At 69.1% G+C, this 25,607-nt stretch carries 28 protein-coding genes; 7 read left to right on the forward strand and 21 right to left on the reverse strand.

The window, feature by feature from the left end:
• Positions 1-12: 12 nt before the first annotated feature.
• The 4 genes from AC0L6F_RS02585 to AC0L6F_RS02600 form a co-directional block, all read right to left on the reverse strand.
• Positions 13-354: a hypothetical protein gene (locus AC0L6F_RS02585; RefSeq protein ID WP_473539055.1), complete on the reverse strand. Its 342-nt coding sequence runs from the start codon at positions 352-354 to the stop codon at positions 13-15.
• A 9-nt stretch (positions 355-363) separates the two neighbouring features.
• On the reverse strand, positions 364-1,668 hold the full coding sequence (locus AC0L6F_RS02590) for an MFS transporter (protein WP_473539933.1): 1,305 nt from the start codon (positions 1,666-1,668) through the stop codon (positions 364-366).
• 115 nt (positions 1,669-1,783) lie between these two features.
• A complete protein-coding gene (locus AC0L6F_RS02595; RefSeq protein ID WP_473539056.1) occupies positions 1,784-2,290 on the reverse strand; it encodes a hypothetical protein in 507 nt (168 codons plus the stop codon).
• Positions 2,291-2,345: 55 nt separating this feature from the next.
• Positions 2,346-2,837 (reverse strand): FBP domain-containing protein, encoded by a 492-nt coding sequence (locus tag AC0L6F_RS02600; RefSeq protein WP_473539057.1) that lies wholly within the window; start codon positions 2,835-2,837, stop codon positions 2,346-2,348.
• Between the two features lie 175 nt (positions 2,838-3,012).
• On the opposite strand from AC0L6F_RS02600, the gene AC0L6F_RS02605 reads away from it, so the two are divergent.
• On the forward strand, positions 3,013-3,627 hold the full coding sequence (locus AC0L6F_RS02605) for a glyoxalase (protein ID WP_473539058.1): 615 nt from the start codon (positions 3,013-3,015) through the stop codon (positions 3,625-3,627).
• 32 nt (positions 3,628-3,659) lie between these two features.
• Here the strand turns inward: AC0L6F_RS02605 and AC0L6F_RS02610 are convergent, their stop codons facing one another.
• Together AC0L6F_RS02610 and AC0L6F_RS02615 are read right to left on the reverse strand one after the other, a co-directional pair.
• Entirely contained in the window at positions 3,660-5,732 is a 2,073-nt protein-coding gene (locus tag AC0L6F_RS02610) for a heavy metal translocating P-type ATPase (protein ID WP_473539059.1), read from the reverse strand.
• Between the two features lie 146 nt (positions 5,733-5,878).
• Positions 5,879-6,244: a hypothetical protein gene (locus tag AC0L6F_RS02615; protein WP_473539060.1), complete on the reverse strand. Its 366-nt coding sequence runs from the start codon at positions 6,242-6,244 to the stop codon at positions 5,879-5,881.
• A 220-nt stretch (positions 6,245-6,464) separates the two neighbouring features.
• Here AC0L6F_RS02615 and AC0L6F_RS02620 point away from each other — a divergent pair, with 220 nt between their 5' ends.
• Positions 6,465-7,046 carry a hypothetical protein gene (locus AC0L6F_RS02620; protein ID WP_473539061.1) on the forward strand — a complete coding sequence of 194 codons (582 nt, stop codon included), beginning with the start codon at positions 6,465-6,467 and terminating at the stop codon, positions 7,044-7,046.
• A gap of 162 nt (positions 7,047-7,208) precedes the next feature.
• On the opposite strand, the gene AC0L6F_RS02625 is transcribed toward AC0L6F_RS02620, so the two are convergent.
• From AC0L6F_RS02625 to AC0L6F_RS02645, 5 genes are all read right to left on the reverse strand, one after another.
• Positions 7,209-7,469, reverse strand: coding sequence for a type II toxin-antitoxin system RelE family toxin (locus AC0L6F_RS02625; protein WP_473539062.1), 261 nt, complete (start codon positions 7,467-7,469; stop codon positions 7,209-7,211).
• Positions 7,466-7,729, reverse strand: coding sequence for a type II toxin-antitoxin system Phd/YefM family antitoxin (locus AC0L6F_RS02630; RefSeq protein ID WP_473539063.1), 264 nt, complete (start codon positions 7,727-7,729; stop codon positions 7,466-7,468). Before AC0L6F_RS02630 ends, AC0L6F_RS02625 begins: the two co-directional genes overlap by 4 nt.
• Positions 7,730-8,142: 413 nt before the next feature.
• Positions 8,143-8,550, reverse strand: coding sequence for a type II toxin-antitoxin system VapC family toxin (locus AC0L6F_RS02635; protein WP_259612015.1), 408 nt, complete (start codon positions 8,548-8,550; stop codon positions 8,143-8,145).
• Positions 8,547-8,804, reverse strand: coding sequence for a type II toxin-antitoxin system VapB family antitoxin (locus AC0L6F_RS02640; RefSeq protein WP_473539064.1), 258 nt, complete (start codon positions 8,802-8,804; stop codon positions 8,547-8,549). Before AC0L6F_RS02640 ends, AC0L6F_RS02635 begins: the two co-directional genes overlap by 4 nt.
• A 117-nt stretch (positions 8,805-8,921) precedes the next feature.
• Positions 8,922-11,267 carry an ATP-binding cassette domain-containing protein gene (locus AC0L6F_RS02645; protein ID WP_473539065.1) on the reverse strand — a complete coding sequence of 782 codons (2,346 nt, stop codon included), beginning with the start codon at positions 11,265-11,267 and terminating at the stop codon, positions 8,922-8,924.
• A 108-nt stretch (positions 11,268-11,375) separates the two neighbouring features.
• Between AC0L6F_RS02645 and AC0L6F_RS02650 the strand changes: the two genes are divergently transcribed.
• A complete protein-coding gene (locus tag AC0L6F_RS02650) occupies positions 11,376-11,939 on the forward strand; it encodes an HdeD family acid-resistance protein (protein WP_473539066.1) in 564 nt (187 codons plus the stop codon).
• Positions 11,940-12,004: 65 nt separating this feature from the next.
• Here the strand turns inward: AC0L6F_RS02650 and AC0L6F_RS02655 are convergent, their stop codons facing one another.
• Positions 12,005-12,769 (reverse strand): SDR family oxidoreductase, encoded by a 765-nt coding sequence (locus tag AC0L6F_RS02655; protein ID WP_274638253.1) that lies wholly within the window; start codon positions 12,767-12,769, stop codon positions 12,005-12,007.
• 81 nt (positions 12,770-12,850) lie between these two features.
• Here AC0L6F_RS02655 and AC0L6F_RS02660 point away from each other — a divergent pair, with 81 nt between their 5' ends.
• The 4 genes from AC0L6F_RS02660 (at position 12,851) to AC0L6F_RS02675 (ending at position 15,653) form a co-directional block, all read left to right on the forward strand.
• Complete coding sequence (locus AC0L6F_RS02660) at positions 12,851-13,333, forward strand: NfeD family protein (protein ID WP_274638252.1); 483 nt, start codon at positions 12,851-12,853, stop codon at positions 13,331-13,333.
• Positions 13,330-14,403, forward strand: a complete 1,074-nt coding sequence (locus AC0L6F_RS02665; RefSeq protein ID WP_274638251.1) for an SPFH domain-containing protein — start codon at positions 13,330-13,332, stop codon at positions 14,401-14,403. The genes AC0L6F_RS02660 and AC0L6F_RS02665 overlap by 4 nt, the downstream gene beginning before the upstream one ends.
• Complete coding sequence (locus tag AC0L6F_RS02670; RefSeq protein WP_259612019.1) at positions 14,400-15,182, forward strand: glycerophosphodiester phosphodiesterase family protein; 783 nt, start codon at positions 14,400-14,402, stop codon at positions 15,180-15,182. The genes AC0L6F_RS02665 and AC0L6F_RS02670 overlap by 4 nt, the downstream gene beginning before the upstream one ends.
• 93 nt (positions 15,183-15,275) lie before the next feature.
• On the forward strand, positions 15,276-15,653 hold the full coding sequence (locus AC0L6F_RS02675; protein ID WP_274638249.1) for an RNA polymerase-binding protein RbpA: 378 nt from the start codon (positions 15,276-15,278) through the stop codon (positions 15,651-15,653).
• A gap of 6 nt (positions 15,654-15,659) precedes the next feature.
• Here AC0L6F_RS02675 and lnt read toward each other — a convergent pair whose 3' ends face one another.
• The 9 genes from lnt to AC0L6F_RS02720 form a co-directional block, all read right to left on the reverse strand.
• Positions 15,660-17,240 carry an apolipoprotein N-acyltransferase gene (lnt, locus tag AC0L6F_RS02680; protein ID WP_473539067.1) on the reverse strand — a complete coding sequence of 527 codons (1,581 nt, stop codon included), beginning with the start codon at positions 17,238-17,240 and terminating at the stop codon, positions 15,660-15,662.
• A 42-nt stretch (positions 17,241-17,282) separates the two neighbouring features.
• A complete protein-coding gene (locus AC0L6F_RS02685) occupies positions 17,283-19,739 on the reverse strand; it encodes a DEAD/DEAH box helicase (protein WP_473539068.1) in 2,457 nt (818 codons plus the stop codon).
• Entirely contained in the window at positions 19,736-20,488 is a 753-nt protein-coding gene (gene tatC, locus AC0L6F_RS02690; RefSeq protein WP_473539934.1) for a twin-arginine translocase subunit TatC, read from the reverse strand. The genes AC0L6F_RS02685 and tatC overlap by 4 nt, the downstream gene beginning before the upstream one ends.
• Before the next feature lie 66 nt (positions 20,489-20,554).
• On the reverse strand, positions 20,555-20,794 hold the full coding sequence (gene tatA / locus AC0L6F_RS02695; RefSeq protein ID WP_473539069.1) for a twin-arginine translocase TatA/TatE family subunit: 240 nt from the start codon (positions 20,792-20,794) through the stop codon (positions 20,555-20,557).
• A 32-nt stretch (positions 20,795-20,826) separates the two neighbouring features.
• Complete coding sequence (locus tag AC0L6F_RS02700; protein ID WP_473539935.1) at positions 20,827-21,813, reverse strand: helix-turn-helix transcriptional regulator; 987 nt, start codon at positions 21,811-21,813, stop codon at positions 20,827-20,829.
• Positions 21,814-21,854: 41 nt separating this feature from the next.
• Positions 21,855-22,784 carry a helix-turn-helix transcriptional regulator gene (locus tag AC0L6F_RS02705; RefSeq protein ID WP_473539936.1) on the reverse strand — a complete coding sequence of 310 codons (930 nt, stop codon included), beginning with the start codon at positions 22,782-22,784 and terminating at the stop codon, positions 21,855-21,857.
• Between the two features lie 125 nt (positions 22,785-22,909).
• A complete protein-coding gene (locus AC0L6F_RS02710; protein WP_274638244.1) occupies positions 22,910-23,869 on the reverse strand; it encodes an FKBP-type peptidyl-prolyl cis-trans isomerase in 960 nt (319 codons plus the stop codon).
• 9 nt (positions 23,870-23,878) lie between these two features.
• Positions 23,879-24,907 carry a tRNA (adenine-N1)-methyltransferase gene (locus tag AC0L6F_RS02715; protein ID WP_473539070.1) on the reverse strand — a complete coding sequence of 343 codons (1,029 nt, stop codon included), beginning with the start codon at positions 24,905-24,907 and terminating at the stop codon, positions 23,879-23,881.
• Positions 24,904-25,593 carry an HAD family hydrolase gene (locus AC0L6F_RS02720; protein ID WP_274638242.1) on the reverse strand — a complete coding sequence of 230 codons (690 nt, stop codon included), beginning with the start codon at positions 25,591-25,593 and terminating at the stop codon, positions 24,904-24,906. Before AC0L6F_RS02720 ends, AC0L6F_RS02715 begins: the two co-directional genes overlap by 4 nt.
• Positions 25,594-25,607: the final 14 nt, after the last annotated feature.

Here is a 25,607-nt window from a genome sequence, read left to right on the forward strand (position 1 = left end):
ACATGCTCGCCGTCACCAGCTCGAACGCGGCATCGGGGAGGGGAGCGCCGTCATGATCGCGACGGCACCGCGACCGCAGCCCATGTCGAGGACTCGGGACGGTGGCCGCAGCTGCTCGAGGATATCTCGCCACACGGCGAGCTTGCCGCGCAGGGTCGTGTGCCAGTACACGCCGGCACCCGCCACGAACACCACGGCCACGATCGCGACGATCGCGTTTCCCCATGCGGAGACGTTCCACCAGACGATGCCGCACACCGCGAGGACGACGTACAGCACTCCGATCGCAAGCCACAACCAGGGAACCCAGGGGGCGTCCGTGCCGTAGGAGCCGTACGGACGGAGTCGCGACATGCCCTCAGATTACGCGCGTGGCACTCTGCGCGGGCGGGCTGGGTCCATCCCGAGCAGGACGCGGGTGCGCTTGCGCTCGTAGACGATGAAGAACGCGCCGACCAGCCACAGCGGCACCTGGGTCAGGAACGCGATGCGGAACGCCTCGAGGCTGTACGTCTCGGGCGTGCCCGCGCCCAGCAGGTCGAGCGCTGCGCCGATGAGGAAGATGGCGATCAGGCCGGCCAGGAACCCGCCGGTGTTCGTGATGCCGGTCGCGGTGCTGAGCCGGTGACTGGGATTGTGGGTGCGCGCGTGGTCGAAGGCCACCATGGACGCCGGCCCGCCGGTGCCCATGGCGATCGCCAGGAGGAACAGCAGCCACAGCGGGGCGGGGCCCGGCCACGCGATGACAGTCAGCCAGGCGACGAGCTGCAGGGCGACGGTCGGCAAGACGAGCGCGCGGGAGCGGTGATTCGGCAGTCTGCCCGACAGCAGCCCCATCACCGGCCCGAGGATCATTCCGACCACGACGTACACCGCCGTCACGCCGGCCGCCTGCGCGGGGGAGAGACCCTCGCCGGCGGTGAGGAACGGGATGCCCCAGAGCATGATGAACGCGGTGCCGGCGAACGGCGTGGTGAAATGCGACCAGAACGCGAGGCGCGTCCCCGGGTGGCTCCAGGTCGCGCGCACCCCGACCCGGGTGTCGACGGCGGAGGTGACGACCCGGATGGCGCCGGTGTCGGTGTTGATCGAGACATCCGCGGGCACACCCGGCGGATGATTGCGCACGATCGCCAGCAGCAGGACGGCGAAAAGCACGCCCAGGCCCGCCACGGCCCCGAAGGCGATCGTCCAGGTGGTGGAATGGACGAGGGCGGCCAGCGGGATCAGCGCCAGCAGCTGCCCGGACAGTCCCACGATCCCGGTGAGCTGCACCATGATCGAGCCGCGCTGGGCGGGGAACCACGTGGCCACCACGCGCAGCACGCTCGGGAAGATCGCGGCGTCGCCCGCGCCGATCAGCATGCGCGCGCCGATCGCGATGCCGACATCGGTGGAGAACGCCATGACGAGCTGTCCCGCGGCCATCAGCACCATGCCGGTCACGATGATCGGGCGGGTGCCCACGCGGTCCAGAAGCATGCCGACCGGCAGCTGCATGAAGCCGTACACCGCCAGCTGCAGGACCGCGAACATCGACAGGGTCGAGGCATCCGCATCGAATCGATGAGCAGCATCCACGCCGACCGACGCGAGCGAGGTGCGGTTCATCACGGCGAGCACATAGGCGGCGACGGCCACGCCCCAGATCAGCCACGCGCGCCACATGGGTGCCGGGGAGAAGGGAGTGGTCACGCGATGATTCCGTTCGCAGGATGAGGCGCCTCCCAGCGTAGCCCCGGTCATGGCGCGTTCCTGCACCCGGGCGACGCGGTGAGCGCGGTCAGCCGTGGATGAGCACCTTGAGAGCGACGAGAACCGCTCCGAACGCACCCGTGATGACCGCGCCCCAGATGCGGACCCAGAAGGATGGGCTGCGCACGACGGCCATCAGCCAGCCGACCAGCGCGAGCAGGACCACGTCCACGACCAGCGCCGCCCACACCGCGGTGCGCGGACTGAGGATTCCGAACCCGCCCAGCAGCAGGGCGGCGAGGGGGAGCACGGAGACGGCCAGCAGGCCTATCGAGTGCTGCAGCGCCCCGCGCAGCGCGGCCGGGATCGACGGTCGGCTCCCGCCCGCCATCCGCGACACCGTTCCGGCGTAGACGTGCGCGGCGAAGAACACCACGACGGTGGTGAGCACCGTGAGCAGCGTCTCCCAGGGCTCGTCTGTGTGGCTCGAACCGACGATGATCATGCCGGTCACGAGGATGAGACCGTAGACCGCCTCTTCGGAGACGAGCACACCACCCCAACGGGTCGGCGGCCGGAGCGGCTGTTCTCTCACCCTGACAGCGTGGCACAGCCGGGACGGCGGCGGCGGGCCCGGCGAACGTCGGGTCTCAGCGGCTGTCGCGGATGTCGCGCGCGAACCCGGCGACGTTCGCCTGCAGGGCGGCGACCCGCCGCTGCCGTGCGGCCTCGCGATCGAAGCCCGGGTAGGCCAACGGGGGAAGCTTGCGGACGTTCTGCGAGCACTCGAACCGCGCACACGCGAGGGTGCCGACCGTGTCGCCGTTGCGGCCGGCACGTCCGGCGCGCTTGGCGGCGAAGAACACGACGTCATTGGACAGCGTGACATCCTCGCACCACGAGCACTGCGGACGCGTCCGCGCCCGCTGGGTGGCCTCCCGCAGCATGATGCCGACCACATCGTCGTCGACGGGCACCACGACGCAGCCCTGGGGAGCGATCTTCGGGTCACGCCAGCCGAGGAAATCGAGGCGCTCCCAGTCCAGGTCGTCCAGGTCCGCGGGCAGGGCAAGGCCGTTGCGTTCGCGCACCGACGCGTTCACGAAGGAGCCGCGGATGTCGGCGGCGGTCAGGGCGTACATGAGAGGTCCTTCAGTCGTTCACTGATCGGGCCGGGCCGCACAGGCACGCGACATCCTGCCCGTCCTCGAGCGTAGTCGCTCGTGAAGCGGCGCCGAACCGTCCGGGTCGAGCCGCGGTGCGCGATCGAGCAGGATTCGAGAAGGATCCGGAACTCCCGGCTCGTACCGTCGAAGCATGAACATCAACAGCATGACCTTCGAGGTCGCCGACGCCGAGAACGCCGCCACGGAGAGGTTCTATCAGGACGCCTTCCGCTTGGGCGATCGGATCCACGTCCGTCCGACCGCCGCCCCGAGCTCGGGATTCCGCGGCTTCGCGCCGTCCCTCATCCTGATGCAGCCGGCCGATGTCGACGCGGCCTTCGCCCGAGCGCTGGCGGGCGGGGCGGAGGCGCTCAAGCCGGTCGCCGCCAGCCTGTGGGGGTACGGCGGCTCCCTTCGCGCGCCGGACGGGACCGTCTGGCAGATCGCGAGCGCGAGCAAGAATAACACCGGCCCGGCGACCGGGCAGGTCGAACGGCTGGTCCTGCTCCTGGGAGCCGAGGATGTCAGGGCGAGCAAGCACTTCTACGAGGAGCACGGCGTGACGGTGGCCAAGAGCTTCGGCAGCAAGTACGTCGAGTTCGCCTCCGGCCCGATCGCCTTGGCGCTGTACAAGCGGAAGAACCTGGCCAAGCAGGTCGGTGTCGATCCGGACGGGTCCGGTTCGCATCGGCTCGTCGTCGGCGGCGACGGCTCGCTGACCGACCCGGACGGCTTCGCCTGGGAGGCGCCGGTGATCGCCCGCTGACGATCCACGGCCCGCTGACGATCCACGGCCCGTCACCGCCCGAGGATCGTCCGCGCCGTCACCTCGGGGCGCAGGTCCAGCCGTCGCAGCACCTGCGCGTTGACGGCGACGACGATCGTCGACAGCGACATCAGGATCGCCCCCACCGACATCGGCAGCACGAATCCCACGGGGGCCAGCACGCCGGCCGCGAGGGGGACCGACAACAGGTTGTACCCGGCCGCCCACCACAGGTTCTGCTTCATCTTGCGGTAGGCGGCCCGGGACAGCTCGATCACGGAGAGCACGGAGCGGGGGTCGTCGCCGGCGAGGATGACGCCGGCAGACGCGATCGCGACATCGGTGCCGGCGCCGATCGCGAGACCGACGTCCGCCTGCGCCAGGGCCGGGGCATCGTTCACCCCGTCGCCCACCATCGCGACCTTGTGCCCTTCCTGCTGGAGCTGACGGACCGTGGCGGACTTGTCCTCGGGGCGCACGCCGGCGAAGTAGCGGTCGATTCCGAGCTCGCGGGCGACCCCCTGTGCGACGGCTTCCGCGTCGCCGGTGATCATCACGACCTGCCGGCCGAGCGCGTGCAGCGCGTCCACCGCGTCTCGAGACTCCGGACGGACCTCGTCGGCGAGCTTGAGGGCGCCGACGACGCGGTCATCTTCGAGCACGTGGAGGATGATCGCCCCGTCGGCACGCCACTGCTGGGCGGCGGGGAGCTCCTGTGCGTTCTCCTCGGTCAGCAGGTGCGGTCCGCCCACGCGGATGATGGACCCGTTCACGGAGGCGGTGACGCCCACCGCCGGCGACGATGAGAAGTCGCGACTCTGCGGAATCGTGAGGTGCTTGGCGGCGGCCGCTCGCACGATGGCCCGTGCGAGCGGATGCTCGCTGTCCGCCTCGGCGGCCGCGGCGACGGCGAGAACCCGATCCACGTCGTAGCCGTCGACCGCTGACGCTGCGGAGACGACGGGTTCGCCCTTGGTGAGGGTGCCGGTCTTGTCGAACAGCACGGTGTCCACGGTCCGCATGCTCTCCAGGGCCAGTCGGTCCTTGACCAGGACGCCGCCGCGCGCGGCACGCTCGGTCGCGATGGAGACGACCAGGGGGATGGCCAGGCCGAGCGCATGCGGGCAGGCGATGACCAGGACGGTGATGGTGCGGACGACCGCGGTGTCGGGAAGCCCGATGACGGTCCACACGACAGCCGTGATCGCGGCGGCCCCGAGCGCGAACCAGAACAGCCAGCCCGCTGCGGTGTCCGCGAGGCGCTGCGCGCGCGACGACGAGCTCTGCGCGTCGGTCACCAGGCGCTGGATTCCGGCGAGCGCCGTGTCCTGGCCGATCGCCGTGACCTCTACGCGAAGCCCTGAGTCCACCGCGACGGTGCCGGCGGTGACCGTCTCGCCCGCCGTCCGCGAGACCGTACGGGACTCGCCTGTCACCATCGATTCGTCCATCGAGGCGCGTCCCTCGATGATGCGGCCGTCGGCCGGGATGCTGCCGCCCGGCCGCACCACGACGGTGTCGCCGACGACCAGGTCGGCGGGGGAGACGGTGACGACCTGCCCATCCTCCAGTCGCTCGGCCTCGTCCGGCAGCAGTGCAGCCAGTGAATCGAGAGCCGACGTGGTCTGGGCCAGCGAACGCATCTCGATCCAGTGGCCGAGCAGCATGATCACGATCAGGAGCGCCAGCTCCCACCAGAAGTCCAGTTCGTGATGCAGGAGGCCGATGCTGGCGCCCCACGAGGCGACGAAGGCGACGGTGATCGCGAGGGCGATCAGGAGCATCATTCCCGGACGACGCGACCGGAGCTCCGCCGCTCCGCCGGCGAGGAACGGCTGGCCGCCCCACACGTACATCATGGTGCCGAGCACCGGCGAGACCCATGTCAGCCCGGGGACCTGGGGGAGGGGGTACCCGAGGATCGTCGAGAACATCCCCGACAGCGCGACCGTCGGGACGGCCAGGACCAGCATGATCCAGAACAGTCGCCGGAATTGGGCGACGTGGTCACCGTGGCCGGCGTGGCCGGCATGGTCGCCGTGGTCGTCGTGATGATTTCCGTGAGCAGCGTGTTCGAGGTGTGCCGCATCTTCGTGGTCGGTCATTGGCTCGTGATGCGCGGAATGGCTGTCCATGGTCTCGATCCCTTTCGAAGCGTCGACGCGGCGTGCTGCCGTTGCGGCCTGTGGATGTCCACCACTCGCAACCATATACCCCCTAGGGGTATTCCACTCGGTGTGCGAAGCGCCTGTCAGACAGGGGGTCCAGGATGCTGCGGCGGGTCGCCGATCTGGGACGTGCCGGCATCGTCGTGGGGATAGTGCGTGATCGGGCGGCGCCCGAGCTGGAGATCCGAGAACTCGTCGGAGGCGGACAGTTCGGGCGATGATTCGCGAGACCCCCGCCGGTGTCGCAGCAGACGTCTCACCACACCTAAAGCCAACCCGATCGCGAGCAGCGCATATCCGATCGGAGCGATCCATTGGGTCGCCGACCAATTGAATGCGATCGACGCCAAGATCGACAAGAAGCCGAGCGCTACGACGGCGATCACTACCGTGCGCATCGCGGTGCGGCCCATGGGACGACCGTAGTCGGTCGCCTTCTGCACGTCCATGCGGAAGGATGAAGGACTGGCAACGGCGAGGTGGGGGAGGGCGTGCGTTGTGAGCGTCGCGTATGAGGCACCGTGCGGGCATCTTCATCGGGCGGGGCATCCGGACACCGTCGTTGACGACTGTTCGCTGCGCGATCGGCGATTCGCCACGGGACGGTGACCGACCGGCTTGCGGGCGCAGTGGGTCGACGCTAGCGTGCCGTCGTCCTAAGCTCGGATTGTGATTCGGTTCAGCAGGTTATCGCCGGTCGCGGCTTCGATCGAAACGAAGCCGAAAGCGGCATCCCGAGTGCTAAGCAGACTCGGGGTAACTGCAGTCGCAGTATCGCTGTTGATGCTGCAGGTTGGCTGCGCGGCGAGCTCTGTCGTCAGCGGAGGAGATGGCAGTCGAGCGGTGCTGTACGACTCGATCGATGGACTCGCGCGCGACAGTACGGCGATTGTGATCGGCACCGTAACTGACCAGCACACCGAAGGCGAGACCACAATCTCCTCCCTCGGTGTGTTGAGCGCACCGACGTCTCCGCAGCTAGGAGCCACCGCTCCAGAAGCTGAACCGATCAGCGTCGGCGACACGGTCGCTGTCCGGCAAGATCCGTCTTCTCGGCCTCTCCTCGAGTTGGGCAAGGAATACGCGTTGTGGCTGACTCCGACGATGCTGCCGGACGACGCAGCGAATGAGTTCTTCATCACCGGATCGAATGCGGGTATGTACCTCGTAGACGGGGACATCGCTCGTCGTGTGACGACGGAAACCGGTGACGAGCTGCCTGAGACGATCACGATCACGGGCAGGCCCTGACGGCGAAGCGATAGCCGCATCTTGGTTGCCCGTCGCTACGAGGACAGCGCACGTCGCGTAAGCGGATCCTCTGCCGGGCACATGTGTCGCATAACCTCGGTGTCGCATAACCCATGGGACACGAGACACCCCACTGGTGAAATCTCGTCCGAAGTCGAGGTGCTACCGGTCGTAAACTTCGCGGCGGTGTGCAGCCCGCACGACGCTGACCGTCAGCTCCGCGTCGAACACGTCATAAATCACTCGGTAGTCACCTATGCGGATGCGCCAAGCCGTCTGCTCACCGACGAGTTTTTTCGCTCCGTGCGACCGAGGGTCATCAGCGAGGCCATCGATCGCATCGAGTACGCGATCGCGCGCTGGGCGGGGGAGCTTCTTCACCTGCCTGGCCGCGGCCGCAGTGAATGCGACGCTATAGGTCACGAAGCCAGGTCGGCACGCAACTCGTCAAGCGTGACCCGGGTGCCATCGTCGGATGCCTTGGCCTCACGGTAGGCGGCCACGTCCTGTGCCATCTCGAACTCTTCAAGTGCTTCAAGATCGGCCACGCTCACCATCACGGCGGCGAGCTTCCCATTGCGGGTGACACCGATGCGCTCGCCCGCGTACATCGTTCGTCCAAGCACATCCGAGAGCTGGCTTCGCAGCTCACGCGTCGAGACCTCGCTCGTTAAAGTGTCCATGCAGTAATGGTAGCACTTGTGTACACATGTGGGATGCACGCGATGTGTCTCGCAACTCAGGTGTCTCGTAACGCATGGGTTACGAGACAGGGGCCGTCCACGCACCGTTCGTGGAACGGACTGGTGCGGCTGTGTGAGACCAGCCGGAAACCCTTGCCGTTTGGTGGTTATGACGAGCGTTTGCGGCAGCCTTCCGCGCCCTAACTCTGGACCGCGTCGAAAACGATCGTTATCGGTGGACCGTGCAGAGCAGAGCGGGAGAGTGCATCCAATGCCAACAGGTCAGCCTCGAGCTGACATAATGGGCATTATCGGCAGTTCTTCTACCGGCCCACATCGATCAGGTTTACCCACGAATGCGAGACTGATCGAATGCAAAGGATCGGTCGACCGCGGCGGCAACTGACGCTTGTTCACTCCAGGGCAGAGCGGACATCAGTAAGCGCGAAGTCGTCACCCTTGTACAGCAGCGGAGCGTCCAGCTGCATTGCGAGCGCGTACGAGAAGCAGTCACCGAGATTGAGACGCGCAGGGTGACGCCCCTTCCCGAACTCGCGCCACGCAGCGAGCGCACCACCGGTGATGCTCGCATCGACCGTGGCCCACTCGACATCCAGGTCGTCGAAAAGCGCGCTCAGCCGCAGTACGCCTGGCGCGCCCTGCTTGGATTCCACGACCACGCCCAACTCGAAGCGGGTCACCTCCGACAACATGAGACCACCGGCGTGCGAAGCGAGCGCATCGGCGTAGAGACCGGCATCCTCCTCTCCGAAGACGACCGCGACGATTGCGGACGTGTCCACGGCGATGCGCTCGGTCACGTCGGCAGACCCGACTCGTCGTAGCCCAGGATCTCGTCGGGTGTGCGGTCATCCAGCATCGGCTCGCGGCGTGCGGCGTCGATGATCGCCTGAATGCGCTTGCGCCGCTGTGACGCCGAATCCGGCTGACTGCGAACCCGCTGCAACCGCTCCTCGAAGGACTTTCGCGCGGCCTCGGTGATGCTCTCCCCCGTCTCGGCGACCAACTCGCGGATGAGCCGATCCGCCTCCGGATCCTTGATGCTCAATGCCATGCGGGCCTCCTCGCATATATAAGACTACCGCATCGTATATACACTTCGGGCCTACGGACAGTCAGACAAACCGACAGCCACAGTCACATCGGTGCCTCGAGTCCCATCCCCCACGCTTCACCCTCCGATGTACTGCGCCAGGTGCTGAGCGGTCAGCGTCGAGCCGTCGGCGACGAGGTCGGCGGGCGTTCCCTCGAAGACGATCAGGCCCCCGTCGTGGCCGGCGCCCGGACCGAGGTCGATGATCCAATCCGCGTGCGCCATGACCGCCTGATGGTGCTCGATGACGATCACGCTCTTGCCGGCATCCACGAGCCGGTCCAGCAGCCCGAGCAGGTTCTGGACATCGGCCAGATGCAGTCCGGTGGTCGGCTCGTCGAGCACATACACGTCTCCGTCGTCGGCCATCTGGATCGCGAGCTTGACCCGCTGCCGCTCCCCTCCGGACAGCGTCGACAACGGCTGACCGAGTGTCAGGTATCCGAGTCCGACATCCGCCAGTCGATTCAGGATCGTCGCCACCGCGGGAATCTTCGCCTGCCCGGTGGTGAAGAACCCCTGCGCCTCGGACACGGCCATGTCGAGCACCTCGGTGATGTCCTCGCCCTCGAGTGTGTAGTCCAGCACCGCGGCCTGGAACCGCTTGCCGCCGCAGTCCTCACACGGCGTCTCGACGGTGTCCATGAAGCCGAGCTCGGTGACGATCACGCCTGACCCCTTGCACGACGGGCACGCGCCCTCGGAGTTCGCGCTGAACAGTGCCGGCTTGACCCCGTTCGCCTTGGCGAAGGCCTTGCGGATGGGCTCGAGCATCCCGGTGTACGTCGCCGGGTTGCTGCGCCGCGAACCCTTGATCGCGCTCTGGTCCACCGACACGACCCCGTCTCGCGGCACCACCGAGCCCTGGATGAGCGAGCTCTTTCCCGACCCGGCGACGCCGGTGATCACGGCGAGCACGCCGAGTGGGATGTCGACATCGACGTCCTGCAGGTTGTGCGCGCTCGCCCCCCGGACCGACAGCACCCCGGATCCGGCCCGCACCGACTCCTTGAGCCGCGCACGGTCGTCCAGATGCCGGCCGGTGATCGTGTCGCTGGCCCGCAGACCGTCGACGGTGCCCTCGAAGCAGATCTCGCCGCCCCCGGTGCCGGCGCCCGGCCCGAGGTCGACGACGTGGTCGGCGATGGCGATCGTCTCGGGCTTGTGCTCGACGACCAGCACGGTGTTGCCCTTGTCGCGCAGCTGGAGCAGCAGGGTGTTCATCCGCTGGATGTCGTGCGGGTGCAGGCCGATCGTGGGCTCGTCGAACACATAGGTCACATCGGTCAGCGACGACCCGAGGTGGCGCAGCAGCTTGATCCGCTGCGCCTCTCCCCCGCTCAGCGTCCCGGATGGGCGGTCCAGGCTCAGATATCCGAGGCCCAGCGTCACGAACGCGTCCAGATTCGCGCCCAGCCCGGCCAGCAGCGGGCCGGCCCCCGGCCGGTCCAACGCGCGCACCCACTCGGCCAGATCCGTCACCTGCATCCGACAGGCGTCAGCGATGCTCACCCCGTCGATCTTCGACGACCGGGCTCCCTCGGTCAGGCGGGTCCCGTCGCACTCCGGGCAGACCGCGAACGTCGCCGCCCGCTCCACGAACCGGCGGATATGAGGCTGGAGCGCATCCAGATCCTTCGACAGCATCGATTTCGTGATCTTCGGGATGAGACCCTCATAGGTCATGTTGATGTTCTGGATCTTGACCTTGGTGGGCTCGCTGTACAGGAACGCATGCCGCTCCTTCTCGGTGAAGGTCGAGATCGGCCGGTCGGCCGGGTAGAACCCGGACTCGGCGAACCCGCGCACCATCCAGCCGTCGGCCGTGTATCCCGGCACCAGGATCGCGCCGTCGGCCAGTGACAGCGACTCGTCCACGACCTGACTGAGATCGATGTCCGACACCTGCCCGCGCCCCTCGCAGCGCGGGCACATTCCGCCGAGGTAGATCGCGTCGCGGACGATCTTCTTCTCGCCCTTGGCCGAGGTCATGATGCCGCTGGCCTTCTGCGTGGGGATGTTGAAAGAGAAGGCGGTCGGGCCGCCGATGTACGGCTCCCCCAGCTTCGAGAACAGGATCCGCAGCATCGCGTTGGCATCGGTCACGGTGCCTACGGTCGAGCGCGGATTGGCCCCGAGGCGCTCCTGGTCCACCACGATCGCGGTGGTCAGCCCCTCCAGCACATCGACGTCGGGGCGTGCCAGAGCCGGCATGAAACCCTGCACGAACGCGCTGTACGTCTCGTTGATCATGCGCTGCGATTCTGCGGCGATGGTGCCGAAGACCAGCGAGCTCTTCCCAGATCCAGACACGCCCGTGAACGCCGTCAGCCGGCGCTTCGGAATGTCCGCGTCGATGTTCTTGAGGTTGTTCTCCCGCGCACCGCGCACACGGATCAGGTCATGTCGGTCTGCGTCACGCATGGCGATCAGCCTAGAGGGCGCCCGCGTGTCGGGTGGGCCGCTCCCCCGCGATCGGTCTAACCTGTGAGACGCACAACTTCACAGGAATCTCTCAGAAAGGTGAGCCCAATGTCCACCGCAGAATCCTCCGCCGGCAAGACGGCCGTCAACGGCATCCGGACGGCGTTCGGTGTCGGCGGCGTCATCGCGCTGATCGTCGGAATCCTCATTCTCGTCTGGCCCGGCCACACGGCCTCGGTCATCACCGCGATCATCGCCATCTACGCCATCGCCGGCGGCCTCGTCTATGCCGGCCTCGGCATCTTCTCCAAGGCGATGGGTGGCTGGTCCCGCATCGGCCACATCATCCTCGGCATCCTGTTCATCATCGCCGGCATCATCGCGTTCGCGAACCTCGGCGCCACCACCGCCTGGCTCGCGGTGTTCCTCGGCATCCTGGTCGGCATCATGTGGATCATCGAGGGCGTCGTCGCACTGACGGCACTCGGCGGCTCCAAGTCGAAGGGCTGGTCGCTGTTCTTCGCCATCCTGAGCATCGTCGCCGGTCTCATCGTGCTGTTCTCCCCGCTGTGGAGCGCCGTGGTGCTGTGGTGGCTGTTCGGGATCTCGCTGGTGGTGCTCGGCATCATCCAGATCGTGCGCGCCTTCACGTTCAGCAGCAAGGACCTGTGACGCGACAGCGCAGACGAGAGCGGCCCCGGATGTGAATTCATCCGGGGCCGCTCTCGTCGATGCAGCTACTGCGCGCGGAACGAGCTGACGTCGCCGACCAACCGGATGTTGTCCTCCGGGATCGGATCGACGGCGGCCTGCGCGACCTCGGCGGCGAACTCGGCCACGTTGTAGAGCTTGCCCGCCTCGTCCCGACGGGACGAGATCGCCCCCGGGTTGGCGCGCTCCAACAGTGTCGCGGTGATCGTGCCCTCGATCATGTCGCCCGAGACGACGACGAACTCGATGCCGCGCTCGGCCAGGGCGGGGATCCGCTCGCGCAGGGCATCCTCCCCCGCGCGCTTGGACAGCGCGACCGGCTCGTATTCGGGCATCGTCGGGGTGGATCGGATGAAGTGAGCCTGGTGACTGGTCACGAACACGACCCGTGAGCCGGGCGGCATGAGCGCCGTGGCCGCATCCAGCACGCGTACCTGTGCGTCCCGATTGAGCTGCAGGGCATAGTCCTCGGCCATCCCCGACTCCATGCCGCCGGACGCGTTCAGCACCAGCACATCCAGTCCGCCGAAGGCGTCCTTCACGTGGGCGAACATGCCCTCCACCGAGGCCTGGTCGGTCAGGTCCGCACCGACCACGAGCGCCTGCACGCCGAGCTCGCGCAGCTGCGCGGCCAGCTTCTCGGCGCGGGGCGCCTTGTTCCGGTAGTTGACGACGACGTTCGCGCCGGCCTCAGCCAGGTAGCGCACGGTGTCGGCGCCGATACCGCGGGACGATCCGGTGACGAGCGCGGTCTTGCCGCGCAGCGCGTCGGCGGGGAGAATCTGGGACACGTTTCGACCTTACCAACCAGCCGGTATGCCGCCCGCCCCATGCTAGGTTCGGAGCACACTCGGTACGCAGAGGGAGGCGGAGTGGACATCATCACGGGGATCGAGCAGTTCGCCTGGATCGGCTGGATCGTCCTGATCGCGGTCTTCCTCGTGATCGAGATGCTGACGCTCGATTTCACCTTCCTGATGCTGGGCATCGGCGGCCTCGCCGGCCTGATCGCCGACCTCTTCGGCGCGCCGCTGTGGGCGCAGGTCGTCATCGCCGCCGTGGTGGCCGCGCTGCTGATCTTCCTGCTGCGCCCTCCCCTGCTGCATCGCCTGCGCCGCGGCGAGGACCCCACGCCCTCGAACGTGGCCGCGCTGCTCGGGATGTCGGGGCTCGTGCTGTCCACGGTCACGCGCCTGGGCGGCCTGGTCAAGCTCGACAACGGCGAGACCTGGACGGCCCGCACCGTCGATGACGCACCGGACTCGCTCGCCCCGCAGACGCACGTGCGCGTCGCCCGCATCGACGGGGCGACCGCCTACGTCCGCCTCGATCAGACCCAGGAGGATCACGTATGACCGCAGAGCAGATCATCCCCACGGCGATCGGCTGGGTGCTGGCCGTCGCGGTCTTCATCTTCGTGGTGGTCGTCATCGTCCGGTCCATCCGGATCATTCCGCAGGCCAGCGCCGGCGTCGTGGAGAGGCTCGGCCGATATCACAAGACCCTCGAACCCGGTCTGAACCTCCTGGTGCCGTTCGTGGACCGACTGCGACCTCTCATCGACATGCGCGAGCAGGTCGTCTCCTTCCCGCCGCAGCCGGTGATTACCGAGGACAACCTGGTGGTCTCGATCGACACGGTCGTCTACTTCCAGGTCACCGATGCGCGGGCCGCCACATACGAGATCGCCAACTATCTGGGAGCGGTCGAGCAGCTCACCACGACCACCCTCCGAAACGTGGTCGGCGGTCTGAACCTGGAAGAGGCCCTCACCAGCCGTGACGAGATCAACAGCAAGCTGCGCATCGTCCTGGACGAGGCCACCGGAAAGTGGGGCATCCGGGTGTCCCGCGTCGAGCTGAAGGCCATCGACCCGCCGCTGTCCATCCAGGACTCGATGGAGAAGCAGATGCGCGCCGAGCGCGACCGGCGCGCCGTGATCCTCACCGCCGAAGGCTCCAAGCAGTCCCAGATCCTGGAAGCGGAGGGCCGGCGGCAGGCCGAGATCCTCAAGGCCGAGGGCGACAAGCAGGCGCAGGTGCTGCGGGCCGAGGGCGAGGCGAAGGCCATCGAGACGGTCTTCAACGCGATCCACGTCGGCAATCCCGATGACAAGCTGCTCGCCTACCAGTATCTGCAGACCCTGCCGAAGATCGCCGACAGTTCCTCCAGCAAGCTCTGGATCATCCCCAGCGAGTTCACCTCCGCGCTGCAGGGGCTCTCTGGGGCCTTCATCGGCAAGGGCACCGACGCCACTCCCCCGGCCGCGCAGAGGCCGGTGGACGACGTCCCGCCGGTCACATTCGCTCCCAGCGCGTCCACCGTGGGACACCATGCGGCCGCCGACGTGACCGCGGACGATGTGCCGGACTTCGAGGTGCCCCCGCCCGAGACCGAACCGCCGCTCACCCCGCCCACTCCGTGACACACCCGTGGTTCGCGGGGTCGACACGGCCTCGCGTTCTCGCCCATCGCGGTCTGGTGACGGCGGCGGCCGCAGCGCACGGCGTCGCGGAGAACTCGTTCGCCGCCGTCGCCGAAGCGCATGCGGCGGGCGCGGCGTATGTGGAGTCGGACTGCCACCTCACTGCGGACGGCGTCGTCGTGCTGTTCCACGACGCCGACCTGGGCCGGGTGACCGGCGACCCCCGACCGATCGCCGACGTCGCCTCGGCCGAGCTCGAAGACCTCATGGCCGACCGGGGCGGGCTGATCACACTCGCCCAGGCCCTCGACGCCTTCCCGACGCTCCGGTTCAACTTCGATGTGAAGGCCGCACCGGCCGCCGCGCCCGCCGGCCGGATCGTCGCCCCCCACGCCGACCGCGTGCTGCTGACGAGCTTCTCGGACTCCCGTCGACGGGCCGCCCTGGCGGCCGCGCATGCGGCCGGCGGCTCGCCCGCGACGTCGGCCGGCAGCAGCACCCTGGCCCGCGTGCTGGCGGGTGCGGCAGCCCACTCGGGGCGTGTGCTGGACCGCGTCCTGCGCGGCATCGATGCGCTGCAGGTGCCGGAGCGACGCGGGGCCCTGAAGATCGTCACCCGCGGCCTGCTGGAGGCCGCGCATCGGCGGGATGTCGAAGTGCACGTGTGGACCGTGAACGATCCCGCCGACATGCGCCGGCTGCTGGACCTCGGCGTGGACGGACTGGTCACCGACCGGGCCGATCTCGCCCTGGAGATCGCGGCGGATCGCGACCGCTGAGCATCCCCTGTGAAACCCTGCCCAGGCCGCCCCGTTCGGATGATGCGCACAGGTCACAGCGTTATACCTGGGTAGCGACGAGAGGACCACACAATGGCAGACCGCAGCTTGCGCGGCATCCGACTCGGCGCCCAGAGCCTACAGAGCGAAGAGGGCGTCGTTTTCCATGAGCGCATGCAGAAGACCTACGCATGCACCGAATGCGGGCGTGACACCACGCTGACGTTCGCAGCCGATGCCGAGGTTCCCGAGGCCTGGGAGTGCCGCACCTGCGGCGCCGAGGCCGTGCTTCGCGTCGGCGACGGCACGGTGTCCGTGGATCACAGCGAGGACAAGATCCCGCGTACCCATTGGGACATGCTGCTGGAGCGCCGCACGATCCCCGAGCTCGAGGAGCTGCTCGAAGAGCGTCTCGCCTTCATCCGCGCCCGCCGCGGCGCGGGAGAAGACGTCTCCAAGCTCACCGCCTGACGGACACTATGCGATGCCGGTCCCGGTGGGGCCGGCATCCTTCATGTGCGGGCGGCGTCGGCGACCGAGCAGGACGCCGATGCCCAGCGCCGCCACCGCGGCCGCGCTCCCCCACCCGAGGACGGCGTTGATCGCCGGGCCGGCCACGACCGCGGGCGTCAACCCGGTGCGCAGCGGAACGTCTTCCAGCAGCGCGCCGGCGGTGTCCTGCGGCAGCCCGGCGATCTCCGTGCCGTCCGGGGCGATCATCTGGCTGGTGCCGACGGTCGAGATGTTGACGACCGACCGCCCGGTCTCGATGGCCCGCATGCGCGCGAAGGCGAGCTGCTGCAGATTCTCGTCGGTGCCGCGGAAGTCGGCGTTGTTCGTCTGGAACATGTAGATGTCCGCCCCGCCGCGGGCGCCGTCCCAGATGACGTCGTCGTAGATCACATCGAAGCAGATGGCCAGTCCGACCCCGACGCCGTGCACGTCGAAGACCGGCGGGGCGGTGCCGGGCGTGTACTCGCGCTGGATCAGGTCGATCAGGTCGGCGGCGAAGAACCGGTAGAACGCCCGGTCGGGCACATACTCGCCGAACGGCACCGGATGCCGCTTGTCGTACACCGCGACCGGGTTGTCCTCCCCCGCCTCCCACAGCAGGGACGAGTTGAACAGGTCCTTCCCGCGCTGCGTCACGGCGCTCACGATCAGCGCCGCATCCGCCGTCGAGGCCAGATCGTCCAGCACCGCCGCCGTGGCGGCATTCGAGGTCGGGTCCGAGTCGACGCCGCCCTCCGGCCAGAGCAGCACATCCATCTTCTTGCCCAGCAGCGGCGCGGTCGCCGCCAGCTGCGCGTTCAGCACATCCCCGGGCGCCCGCTGATCGAAGTACCCGGTCGGGCCGTTGCCCTGCACCGCGCCCACGCGCAGGCTTCCGGCCGGGGTGGTCGGGAACTGCGGAACCGCCAGCAGCAGCACCGCGACCGCGACCACGGGCACGGCCGCGCGGATGTCGCGGAACCGACGGATCCGCACGTACTCGATCGCCGCCGCACCCAGCAGCACGACCAGGAACGACAGTCCGCTCATGCCCACCCACGACGCCAGCGGGGCGGTCGGGCCGTTGACCTGCGTGACGCCGATCCGCCCCCAGGGGAAGCCGCCGTACGGCCACGTGCCCAGCAGCTCCTCACGCATCACCCACAGGCCCGCGACCAGCGCCGGCAGCAGCGTCAACCGGGCCCACACGGCGGGCAGCACCCGCGGCAGCCATCGGTAGGCCAGCGCGATCGGCACCGCGGCGGCGGCGGTCAGGACCGCTTCGAACAGCGACAGGGCCAGCCACGGCACGGGGCCCAGATAGCGGGCGGTGAACAGCACGTTCACGAGGAAGAAGACCGCGCCGAACGCGAACCCCACCAGCACGGCGCCCCACGCGCGCCGGCCGATCAGGGTCAGCAGGGCCAGCGGCACCGCGACGAACGACATCGGCCACCAGCTCAACGCCGGGAAGGCGAGGGTGAGCAGGAATCCCGCCACCGCCGCGACGAACGTCGCCACGCCGAGTGGCAGGAGCGGGCGCGGCAGGGCACGGCGTTCGGGCACCGTCCCAGCCTAGGTCAGCACGGGCGTGCACCCGGCGCGGGCTCAGACCGAGGAGTACGCCACGATTCCCCGGCGCACGGCATCCAGCGCCGCCCGTGCGGTGGAGGCGAGCGGCGGCTGCGCGACCAGGCTGAGCTGGTCGAGCAGGTCGATGGTCTGCTTGGCCCAGCGCACGAAGTCTCCCGCGGCCATGTCGGCCTCGGCCAGGACGACCTCCAGCGACCGGCCGCGGGCCCAGGAATGCACGGCGGCGGCCAGGCCCGTGGCCGGCTCGGTCGATCCGGGGAGCTCGTGGTCGTGCTCGAGGTCGTCCAGCTGCGCCCAGAGGCGCTCGGTCTCGGTCAGCGCCGTGCGGAACGCGCCGCGAGGCAGCCCGCGCTCCCCCGGCCCGGCGTCGTCGCGGCGGGGTTCGAACACCAGGCAGCTCACGAGCGCGGCCAGACCCGCGGCATCCAGCTCGGTCCAGATGCCGGTGCGCAGCGACTCCGCCACGAGCAGGTCGCGCTCCCCGTAGATGCGACGCATCGTGGCGCCCGCCTCGGTGAGCGCAGTCGTGCCGTCATCGGCGACGCGGACGTAGTCCAACGCGGTCAGCACGTCCACCACGCGGTCGAACTGCCGTGCGACCGTGCCGGTGCGGGTCTGGATCTGCCGGCGCATCCGGTCGACCGTGCGCGAGAGCTTCCAGTACCGCTCCGCCCAGCGGGCGTGGTTCTCCCGATCAGGACAGTCGTGGCACGGATGCCGCTGCAGCTGGGTGCGCAGGCTCTGGATCTCGCGCTGCCGCTGCTGGCGTCGCGCATGCGAGGCTGTCGCGTCCTTGCGGTGCAGCTTCTCCAGGTCGCTGATCCGGCGGCGGATCCCGGAGTACTCCCGGAAGTCGCCCCGGTCGCAGGTCATGGCCTTCTCGTAGCCCTCGAGGGATGTCTCGTGCTCCCGCACCTGCCGGGCCAGGCCCACCACGGACCGGTCGGCCTGGAACTGCGCGAACGAGGACTCCAGGATCTCGCGCGCCTTCGGTCGTCCGAACTGGTCGATGAGGTTGACCGCCATGTTGTAGGTGGGCCGGAAGCTCGAGTTCAGCGGGTAGGTGCGGCGCGAGGCGAGCGCGGCCACGGACTGGGGGTCCATGCCCTCGGTCCACTGGATGACCGCGTGGCCCTCCACGTCGATCCCGCGGCGGCCGGCCCGCCCGGTGATCTGCGTGTACTCGCCCGAGGTGATGGCCACCCGCGCCTCGCCGTTGAACTTCTCCAGCTTCTCCAGCACCACGGTGCGCGCCGGCATGTTGATGCCGAGGGCGAGGGTCTCGGTCGCGAAGACGGCCTTGACCAGCTTGCGCTGGAACAGCTCCTCGACGACCTCCTTGAACGCCGGCAGCAGTCCTGCGTGGTGCGCCGTGATCCCCCGCTCCAGATTGTCGCGCCATTCCCAGTAGCACAGGACGTCCAGATCCTCGTCCTCCAGCGTTCGGGTGCGCTCCTCGACCACGCGTCGGATCTCGCGGCGCTCCTCGGGGCTGGTCAGCCGCACGCCGGCTCGTCGCACCTGCGCGACCGCCGCCTCGCAGCCGACCCGGCTGAAGATGAAGAAGATCGCCGGGAGCAGGCGGTCCCGGGCCAGCAGCTCCACGACCTCCGGGCGATCCATCCGTTCGATCCGGCGCACGTTGGCCGCGCGCACCGGTCGCTGGTGACCGCGCTGCGGTCGACGGCGGGATGCCTCCATCCGGCCGCCGCTGCGCAGCGGTGCAGACCGCGCGGACGACCGGCGGTTCGCCTCGTACCGCTGTCCGGTGCTGGACCGGATGCGCATGAGCTCCTGATTCACCTGGGCGGTGGCGACGCCGGCGCGGTCGTCGAACAGCGGGAGCAGATCACCGCGGACCAGGACGTGCTGCTCGAGCGGGACGGGTCGGATCTCGGAGACGATCACGGCGGTGTCGCCGCGCACGGTGTCCAGCCAGTCGCCGAACTCCTCGGCGTTGGACACGGTCGCCGACAGGCACACCAGCTTGACGGACTGCGGGAGGTGGATGATGACCTCCTCCCACACCGCCCCGCGGAACCGGTCGGCGAGGTAGTGCACCTCGTCCATGACCACGAACCGCAGGTCGCGGAGCGCGGCCGCATCGGCGTACAGCATGTTGCGCAGCACCTCGGTGGTCATCACCACGATGCGCGCGCCGGAGTTGATGCTCACGTCCCCGGTGAGCAGCCCCACCTCGTCGGCGCCGTACACCTCCACCAGTTCGCGGAACTTCTGGTTCGACAGCGCCTTCATCGGGGTGGTGTAGAAGGCCTTGTCGCGCTCCCGGCGCATCGCCAGATGGATGGCGAACTCGCCGACGATCGTCTTGCCCGCCCCCGTGGGGGCCGCGACCAGGACGCTGCTGCCGTCCTCGAGCGCCTCGCACCCGGCCACCTGGAACGGATCGAGGGTGAATCGCTGCGCCGCCGCGAACCGCGCTGTGGCGGGATGTCGATCGGCGTCCGTCACGCCGTCGGCTCCAGCGGAGCACGGCGCGCCTTGCGCCGGTCGAAGAGCAGCGACAGGATGGCGGCGGCGAAGTACAGCACGCACAGGATCCCGGCCAGCAGCAGCATCGAGGTCACGTCCGCGGCCGGCGTGGCGGCGGCGGCGAACACGACGATGACGATGATGGCGACGCGCCAGCCCTTCAGGATCGCACGGCCGGACATGATGCCGGCGAGGTTCAGCGCCACCAGGAACACCGGTGTGACGAACGAGACGCCGACCACCAGCAGCAGCTTGAAGACGAAGTCGTAGTAGGTCGAATAGTCGTAGAACCGCGCGACGCCCTGGGTGTCGGGCACGAACAGCGCCATGATCTCGACCATGTGCGGCATGATCAGCCAGCCGACATACAGTCCCGCAGCGAACAGCGGAATCGCCGAGGCGACGAAGCCGACGGTGTACCGCATCTCCTTGCGGGTCAGGCCCGGCATGATGAACGCCCACAGCTGCCAGAGCCAGACGGGTGCCGACAGCAGCAGGCCGATCGAGAACGCGATCCGCATGCGCAGATCGAACCCGCTGGTCACGGTGTTGAAGTTCAGCGCGGTGTAGCTGTCGCCGTGGGTGGCGGCGATCTGCGCGATCGGCTGCGAGAGCAGGTTGATCACCGGTTCGCTGATGATGAACCCGACGATCATGCCGACGATCAGCCCGGCGGCGGCGATGAACAGCCGCCTGCGCAGCTCGCGCAGATGCTGCGCCAGCGACATCCGCTTCTCACGGGGTGGCGTCGCCGGCTCCTCGATGTGCGGCGACCCGGTCTGCGTCACGTGCGGCTACGGCTTGGGTTCGCCTGAACTGTGCGCCGCCGGAGCGCTGCCCGCGGCATCCGTCGTCGGCGTCTCGCCGCCGTCGGCGGACGGACGGTCGTCGTCCTTCATCGCCTTCATCTCGCCGCGGAACACCCGCGCCGACTGGCCCATGCTCTTGGCCAGGGCCGGAAGCTTGGCTGCGCCGAACAGCAGCAGGATCACCGCGAGGATGATCAGGAGGTGCGGCCACCCGAATGCGCCCATGATGTCTCCTTGTCGTGCGCTGTCGGACCAGTCTAACCCGCATCCGCGGCGGAACGACCGCCCGTCGGCGGCGCGCCGGTTCCGTGCGGGGTCGTCGTGTCGTCCGGATACTGCGCGAGCGCCGCCCGCGCCCACTCGGCCGCGGCGGTGCGCGCCTGCTCGGGTTCGAGGATCTCCAGGTCGCCCCCGCGACCGGCGGCGAGGCGCTTCAGACTCTGGGCCGCCGCGATCCGCATGGTCGCCACCGACATCCCGTCGCGGGTCTGCACCTGCGCCTGATCGAGGTAGCCGCCCAGCAGCGGCGCCACCGCCGCGGCGAAGCGGATGCGCGTGCGGATGTCGGTCTGGGCGACCTCGAACAGCTCGGGAACCGGCTCTTCGCCGTGTGTGATCGCGATGTCGGTGAGGCTGAGGGCGCTGACACGGTCGAGATGGAAGGTCCGCATCGCCTGACGCAGATGGCACCATCCCTGCAGATACCACTGCCCGTTGGCGATGTGCACCTTGACCGGGTCGACGGTGCGGGTGGTGACCGGCGCGTCGGGCGCCTTGTACGAGAACGACACGGCGACCCCGTGCCGCAGCGCCTCGTCGACCGTCAGCCGGACCTCGTCGACCGGCTCGGGTGCGACGATCACATCGGCGGGCACGGCGGACGCGCCGGCGGCGAGCTTGGTGAGCAGCCCGGAGATCACGCCGCTGGATCCGACGCCGGGCAGCGACTGGGCCAGCTGCAGCCCGGCCAGCAGCGCCGCGGCCTCACGTGCGGTCAGCTTCGGCGAGCCTTCCAGAGCGACCGCGTTCGTGATCACGATCCGGTCCTGCTCGTCCAGGAGGTCCCAGTCGATGTCGAACAGGTCGTTCGGCAGCTGCCAGTACCCGCCCTCGCCGGGACGGCCGATGACGGTGAGCTTCTCGACCATCTCGCGCATCTGATCCGGCGTGACGTCGAAGTCGCGCGCGGCGTCGGCCACCGAGACCTCTCCCTCGTTGATCAGGTACGGCACCAGCTGGAGCATGAGCGCGGCCCGCTCGGTGGCCAGCACCGGTCGTGTCGGGGTCACTGCCCTCCTCCATGCACCGCGAGGGCGCGCCGCAGCCGGGCGATCACGTGGTCGCGCAGGTCGTGCGGCTCGACGACCCGCACCTCGGGGCCGTACGAGGCCAGTTCGTCCGCGAAGATGTGCACGTCCACGTACGGCACTCGGATGCCCTGCTCCGCGGCCTCCCCACGCCGGCTCAGACGCAGCGCCGCCTCGGTGCCGGGGTTGACCTCGAGCAGGGCGCTGTTGCGGGCCGCCACCGCCCGCAGACCGGCCAGGGCCCGCTCCCCCGCCCCTTGGCGCAGCGACGGGTCGAACTCCTGCCGGGTCACCTTCACATCACCGACGATCCGTGACAGCAGGAATGTGCGGTCGGCACCGGCATCCACGTCGATGCCGAACACGTGCCAGCGCGCCTCGAACTCCACCAGCGCCAGCGGCTGGACGGTGCGTGTGCGCGGGGCGTCCTCACCGGGCTTCAAGTAGGCGAAGCCCACCGCGCGGCACTGCTCGATCGCGCGCTGGAGGGGGGCGAAGGATGCTTCGCGCAGGCTGATCCGCGGCGAGTAGCCGATGATCGGCTCATCGACGTCGATCCCCAGCGAGCGGATCTTGCGCAGCCCGCTGCGCGCGTCGGCCGACAGCGAGCCCTGGCTCCATACGCCGCCGGCCAGGTTCAGGACCGCGACCTCCGCGGGTGTGAAAGTGATGTCCGCCGGCAGTGCGTACTCGGCCGTGGGCACCCGGTAACGGCCCTGTCGCAGGTCGTCCGGGTCGAGGCGGTCGCCGATGGTCTCGATCGGCACGCCCAGGCCACGCAGGTTCTCCTTGTCGCGCTCGAACATCTTCTCCAGCGCGTCCTTGGACGCCCCGGCCTCGGCCTGCTCCCGGTAGCCGGAGACGGAGCCCAGGATGGTGTCCTTGGTCAGCCCCTGCTCGGTCGCCATCAGGGCGACGACGAGGTTCAGGAGCCGTTCCTCGGGCGCGTTGCGCTCGCCCGAGGCGGACGTCGAGGATTCGGGAGCGGTCGGCACGCCTCAATCCTAGGGGCGTGGCGACCGGCCGTGCGGCGCTACTGCTGTTGCTGCAGGTCGGCGGCCGAGCCGATGCCGAGGATGTCGATGACGACGATCTGCGTGTCCTTGGCGGCGGCGTCACCGTCGGCCTTGGGGATGATCGCCATCACCTGGGAGCCGACGGTCTGGCCCTCGACGGCCTTCTGGAACCCCTTCGACTTGGTCGACAGGGTGACGAACTGCGGCTCGCCGTCCCAGGTGTTGTCCGCGACGGACTTGTCCGTCCAGTTGACGATCGTGTAGTGCAGCAGCACCGGCTGCTCGCCGGTGACCTTCTCGCCGTCGCCGCGCTTGAGCACCGACACCGACAACGACTGCGGAGCCGGGCTGTCGGGCACGATCACGCCGGGCCGCCCGCCCGGGGCGCGGACCACGGCCGGCTTGCCCCAGCCGGAGTTGTACACGTGGGAGCCGTCGGCCGCCGACAGGAACACCTGGCGGACGTCGATCACGGCCACGACGGACTCGTCCTTGGTCAGGCCGAGGCTCTGCGCCGACGAGGGCTCCACGCCGTCCGGGGGGATCGCGATGGCGACCCGGGTGCCGGCGGTGGCGCAGTGCAGCGCCGGGCCGAACGCCGGGAACGACTGGGTCCAGCGCGACAGGGCGAACGCCGACGTCTGGTCGGCGCTGTAGGCGGTGCTCACGAGCTTCTTGCCTGTGGTCGCGCTGACCAGCGAGACATCCAGTGCCACGACCTGGGAGTCCGTGCTGATCGGGACGCTGCCGTTGCCGGCGGTCACATCGGCGAATTGCGTGGTCTTCGTGTGCAGCGGGGTGCGCACGTCCACCGTCGGGGCGGTCGATTCGGAACCGCTCACCGAGATGAGGCCCATCGTCGACGAACCCGCGTCCGTCGTCCGCGGGCACGAGGCCGCACCGGAGGACGACGCACAGCCGACGAGAGCGACGGCTGTCAGGGACAGGACGGCGAAGGCAGCGGGGAGTTTGCGCACGGGATAAGTCTAGGCGTTCGTCTCCAGCGGCCCCGACGAGTCGGCCTCGGTCGCGGCGGCCGCGCGCAGCGCGCCCTCTTCGGCCCGCTGGGCCTCGCGGACCCGCTTGCGCAGGTTCTTGTCGGTGATCTGCCGCTCCCCCACGGCGCCGGGCGTCCACAGTTCCACGTCCTCGTCGCCGTACGCCGTCTTGCGGATCGCGCGGCGGCGCACGTCCGGCGGCACGGCGCCGGGAGCGAGCCGGCGCGCCGTGAGGAGGAACCCGGTGTGGGCGACCATCCGATGGTCCGGGCGCACGGCGAGCCCCTCGACATGCCAGCCTCGGACCATGGTCTCGCTCGCTTCGGGCTCGGTGAAAAGGCCCGTGCCCCTCAGGTATTCGGCGATCCGGCTGAGCTGCGTCGCCGTGGCGACGTAGCAGAGCACCACGCCGCCCGGAGTGAGCGCCCCGGCGACGGCGTCCAGGCACTCCCAGGGCGCGAGCATGTCCAGGATGACGCGGTCGACGCTGCCCGGGGGCTGTGTGGCCGGGAGCCGGTCGGCGAGGTCGCCGAGGATCACCTCCCAGTTCGCGGGCCGCTCCCCCAGGAAGGTCGCCACGTTCGCCTGGGCGACCTCGGCGAACTCTTCGCGTCGCTCGAATGACACCAGGCTCCCGGACGCGCCGACCGCCCGCAGCAGCCAGAGCGAGAGGGCGCCGGACCCGACGCCGGCTTCGACCACGCGGGCTCCGGGGAAGACATCGGCCTGCGCGAGGATCTGCGCCGCGTCCTTCGGGTAGACGATGGCCGCTCCGCGCGGCATCGACATCACGAAGTCCCGCAGCATCGGGCGCAGGGCCAGATAGTCCGCGTCGCCGCCGGTGACGACCGACCCGTCGGGCAGCCCGACGAGGTCGTCGTGTCGGAGCACGCCACGATGCGTGTGCAGTTCGCCGCCCTCGCGCAGCGTGATCGTGTGGAGCCGGCCCTTCGGGCCGGTCAGCTGCACGCGGTCGCCGTAGCGGAACGGGCCCCGCGGCGGCGTGGCCCCGGTCACGCGACGCCCTCCCGACCTGCGTCGCGGTGTGCGGCGAACAGTCCGGCGATGTCGTCGGCACTGCGTTCGGCCAGCGTGGGCCAGAGCGCGTGTGCGCCGACTCCGGTCAGCGAGATCATGTTCGGCACCCCGAGCGAGATCGCGCGGGAGGCGAGGGCGGAGCGCAGACCGTTGGGCGAGTCCTCGATCGCCACGGCTTCGCCCGGATCAACCCCCAGCGCCTCGCAGGCCTGCAGATACGGATCGGGATGGGGCTTGGGGCGCGTCGCGTCGTCACCGGCCACGATCACATCGAACGCGTCGAAGTCGATGAGGTCCACGACGGCCTGGGCCATCCGCCGCATCGACATCGTGACCAAGGCCGTCTTGACCCCGGCATCCCGCAGACTCTGCAGCAGCTCGCGTGCGCCCGGCCGGAACGGCACGCCGTCTCGAGCGAGGCCGCTGAGCACGTCGTCGGTGAGACGGTCCACGATGGCATCGACGTCCATCCGGACACCGTGGTCCTGGAAGATGCGGGCCGCGTCGTCCAGCCCCAGGCCGACCAGCTGCAGCGACTGCTCGTGCGACCAGGTGCCGCCGAACGATTCGACCAGCGGAGTCTCGGCGGCCATCCAGTACGGCTCGGTGTCCACCAGCGTGCCGTCCATGTCCCACAGCACGGCGGCGGGCAGTCGTGTGGTCATCCGTCCATCGTATC

Source organism: Microbacterium sp. G2-16M, assembly GCF_055809115.1.

Coding starts and splice junctions, on each gene's coding strand:
- AC0L6F_RS02640 (WP_473539064.1), bottom strand. CDS start 8,804: ATGGCATTGAGCATCAAGGATCCGGAGGCGGATCGGCTCATCCGCGAG.
- AC0L6F_RS02605 (WP_473539058.1), top strand. CDS start 3,013: ATGAACATCAACAGCATGACCTTCGAGGTCGCCGACGCCGAGAACGCC.
- tatC (WP_473539934.1), bottom strand. CDS start 20,488: ATGTCGCTGGCGCAGCATCTGCGCGAGCTGCGCAGGCGGCTGTTCATC.
- AC0L6F_RS02650 (WP_473539066.1), top strand. CDS start 11,376: ATGTCCACCGCAGAATCCTCCGCCGGCAAGACGGCCGTCAACGGCATC.
- tatA (WP_473539069.1), bottom strand. CDS start 20,794: ATGGGCGCATTCGGGTGGCCGCACCTCCTGATCATCCTCGCGGTGATC.
- AC0L6F_RS02615 (WP_473539060.1), bottom strand. CDS start 6,244: ATGGACGTGCAGAAGGCGACCGACTACGGTCGTCCCATGGGCCGCACC.
- AC0L6F_RS02675 (WP_274638249.1), top strand. CDS start 15,276: ATGGCAGACCGCAGCTTGCGCGGCATCCGACTCGGCGCCCAGAGCCTA.
- AC0L6F_RS02720 (WP_274638242.1), bottom strand. CDS start 25,593: ATGACCACACGACTGCCCGCCGCCGTGCTGTGGGACATGGACGGCACG.
- AC0L6F_RS02590 (WP_473539933.1), bottom strand. CDS start 1,668: ATGTGGCGCGCGTGGCTGATCTGGGGCGTGGCCGTCGCCGCCTATGTG.
- AC0L6F_RS02645 (WP_473539065.1), bottom strand. CDS start 11,267: ATGCGTGACGCAGACCGACATGACCTGATCCGTGTGCGCGGTGCGCGG.
- AC0L6F_RS02585 (WP_473539055.1), bottom strand. CDS start 354: ATGTCGCGACTCCGTCCGTACGGCTCCTACGGCACGGACGCCCCCTGG.
- AC0L6F_RS02700 (WP_473539935.1), bottom strand. CDS start 21,813: ATGCTCCAGCTGGTGCCGTACCTGATCAACGAGGGAGAGGTCTCGGTG.
- AC0L6F_RS02600 (WP_473539057.1), bottom strand. CDS start 2,837: ATGTACGCCCTGACCGCCGCCGACATCCGCGGCTCCTTCGTGAACGCG.
- AC0L6F_RS02610 (WP_473539059.1), bottom strand. CDS start 5,732: ATGACCGACCACGAAGATGCGGCACACCTCGAACACGCTGCTCACGGA.
- AC0L6F_RS02665 (WP_274638251.1), top strand. CDS start 13,330: ATGACCGCAGAGCAGATCATCCCCACGGCGATCGGCTGGGTGCTGGCC.
- AC0L6F_RS02705 (WP_473539936.1), bottom strand. CDS start 22,784: ATGGCGACCGAGCAGGGGCTGACCAAGGACACCATCCTGGGCTCCGTC.
- AC0L6F_RS02630 (WP_473539063.1), bottom strand. CDS start 7,729: ATGGACACTTTAACGAGCGAGGTCTCGACGCGTGAGCTGCGAAGCCAG.